We start from the raw sequence: 2,858 nt of genomic DNA, 5'->3' as shown, positions 1-2,858 counted from the left end.
AATAAAAGAAAATTTAAATATAATTATGTTTGGAAATTATTTAAATTCATAGAATAATCTCGGTTTTAAAGGCGATCACAGCCTCACCAACAAGTTGAATCTTCACGGGTTGACCGTGATTTAAAAAGACGCGGACAAGCATAGTTCCGGGTCTTTTTATTTTTTCTCCTTGTACGATAGAGAACTCAAACAAATCCCCAGAAGTTGGGACTAGATTATATTTGACTAAATATGCCCCCAAAGGACCGTTAGCATTGCCAGTCACAGGATCTTCGTTAATTCCGCTGGCAGGCGAAAACATGCGACCGTGAATCAAATTTTTTTCATCTGGTGTAACGACAAAGATCTAGTAGCCATTGCAATTAATATCAGGTGTAATAGCTTTGAGAGCTTCTAAATCAGGTTGTAAATCATCAAGTATTTGTTTACTGTTGATAGCTATCATAACTTTTGCGGCATCAGTTGAGGCAATGGCCATAGGAAATTTTTGGTTTCGTTGGTCTGGAGTCAAACCTAGGGCACTCAATATGCGGTTTTGCGTAGTCATATCTAATGGTTCAGCGACAGAGATATCTCCTTGAGTCATCGTAATTTGATAAGTGTCATTTCCTTTTGATATTTCAATTGGTAAATTACCAGCACCAGTTTCTTGAATAATTGTTTGAGAATCTAAATTATTTTCGACTGCACGAACAAAATTAGCTCCGATCGTAGCATGTCCGCAAATGGGCACCTCGGTAGTTGGGGTGAAGAAACGAATTTTAATGTCAGCTTGACTGTTTGTCGGGGGAAGGATAACAGCAGTTTCTGAATTATTTAATTCTCGGGTAATTTGTTGCATCTGCTTTTCCGTCAGTCCTTGTGCATTGGTGGCTACTCCGGCAGGGTTTCCAGCAAATTTAGTTTTGGTAAAAGCATCGACTTGATAAACATGATATTTTTTCATTAGTAACTCCTTAAATTTGCACAAACATGCCATTATAACTTTAAAAGATAATTGTAAAGCTTTCGTAATGTTTTGTTGGAACTCGTTGTATATATATTATAAGGATAATAAACTTGGTGTTGAATATAGAGTGAATGTATTTATCTGAGGTGAATATAATGAAAAAAAGAAATAATATTTTAGCTGCTTCTGCCGTTGCCGTAATGTTGGCACCAGCCGCTTTAAGTGCTTTGCCACAACAAACTGTTGATGCTAGTGCCGTTGGTACAATTTCAACAACAACGCCAGTTTACAATGCCAGTGGTAAACAAACCGGTCAAACATTGCCAAGTGGAAGTCAATGGCAATTAGGTCAACAAGCAACCATCAATGGGGTGGCTCATTATTTAGTTGGTACTAATGAATATGTTCCTGCTTCTGTTGTTACAAATGTAACAGGGGCTACTAACTCAGTTGATCCAGCTTTTGGAGCAGCGATTACTTATACAGCTAATAGTAATGCCGGTAAAGTTGTTACCGCTAATCAAGCTTTGAATGTGGTTGATAGATTTGGCAATGAAACAGGAACTGTTTTACCAGCAGGCAGTCGTTGGGTTGTCGGTGAATTTATGCATGCCAATCGTATGACATATTACCAAGTTGGGAATAATCAATACATTCCAGCTTTGAATGTTACAGGTGATTGGGAAAGCAATGATTCTAATTCAAATAATGCTGCTGACAACTATTTCGAAACAGATGGCAACTTTGGCAAGACTGGTACAGTAACTCAAGTTGCTGCCGTTGTTGATGACCAAGGTAACAATACTGGCGTTGTTTTACCAGTTAATAGTCAATGGAAACTTGGTAAGGCTATGCACCGTGACAAACAAACATTCTATCAAGTTGCCACTAACGAATGGATTTCATTCGCTGATATATCTGTAGCTAATACAACAACCAACGATAATACTGACTATTCAGGTAATGGCAGTTATATTACATCCGGTTCAACTGCTGCTGGTAAAGTAGGGACAATTACAGTCGCTACAGATGTCGTTAATGGTCACGGCGATGTGACTGGTCAAGTTTTGCCTGTTGGTAGTAAATGGGCTGTTGGTGGAGATATTTTACACTATGACAAGCAAACTTATTATCAAATAGCGACTGATGAATTTGTTTCTGTTGCTTATATGGACGTTGCAGATGGCACAACAACAAATAATACCAACTCAAGTATTCCTACACCAGGCAATGGCTTGATTGGTACAACAACTGTTAACCAAAAGACATATAACACAGCTACAAATACGTATGATCAATATTTGCCAGCTAACACTTCTTGGAAAATTAACAAATTAGTTGTTAATAAGTATGGTTCATATTGGGGTCAAATTGCCACAAATCAATGGGTTTGGATCTCAACTGTAAGATTGAACAGTGGTCTTAATTTACCAACATATGCTTATTCTGAACCTGACTTTGCTACTAATATTAGTAAATAGAGCTTTTGAAATACATCTCGAAATGAGATGTATTTTTTTATTTAAGAATGTAGGATAGAAAGTTGTAAGTTGCAGTTAAAATTTTAAATTATGACTGTAAGTAATTTAAATTTACTGCCAGTTTACTGACAGTAAATTTTTCTGATTGAGTGAAAAAATGTTGATATGGGAATAATTGATTAATGAGTTGCAAAAAAAAGGCCTTAATTCCACTCATCGGAATTAAGGCCTTTAGTGATTTAATTATTTCTTATCGTAACTAGCAATTGAATCAAAAATGAATTGAACAAATGCTTCACGGTTAACATCTTCAAGAACTTTGATATTGTTCTTTTGTGGAGCATCTGTACGGCGGTCTGGGTAAGTCATACCACGATATTGGTCGTTTGTTAGGCAGACGTCCATTGAATAGTTAGTGCTCTTTGTGA

The 2,858-nt window shown here is 36.8% G+C and carries 1 protein-coding gene and 2 pseudogenes; 1 reads left to right on the top strand and 2 read right to left on the bottom strand.

Features of this window, described 5'->3' with window-relative positions:
* Positions 1-46: 46 nt before the first annotated feature.
* Positions 47-946, bottom strand: a pseudogene (locus tag FHL06_RS12285) (PhzF family isomerase).
* A 158-nt stretch (positions 947-1,104) separates the two neighbouring features.
* Here FHL06_RS12285 and FHL06_RS12280 point away from each other — a divergent pair.
* On the top strand, positions 1,105-2,430 hold the full coding sequence (locus FHL06_RS12280) for an SLAP domain-containing protein (protein ID WP_192917981.1): 1,326 nt from the start codon (positions 1,105-1,107) through the stop codon (positions 2,428-2,430).
* A gap of 243 nt (positions 2,431-2,673) precedes the next feature.
* On the opposite strand, the pseudogene FHL06_RS14405 reads toward FHL06_RS12280, so the two are convergent.
* Positions 2,674-2,858 (bottom strand): annotated as a pseudogene (locus FHL06_RS14405) (nucleoside hydrolase); the annotation flags it as partial.

Source organism: Companilactobacillus halodurans, from assembly GCF_009600985.1.
Classification (GTDB): domain Bacteria; phylum Bacillota; class Bacilli; order Lactobacillales; family Lactobacillaceae; genus Companilactobacillus; species Companilactobacillus halodurans.
Note: the sequence above shows the minus strand (reverse complement) of the source record. Positions and strands in the feature narration are given on the sequence as shown.

Coding starts and splice junctions, on each gene's coding strand:
- FHL06_RS12280 (WP_192917981.1), top strand. CDS start 1,105: ATGAAAAAAAGAAATAATATTTTAGCTGCTTCTGCCGTTGCCGTAATG.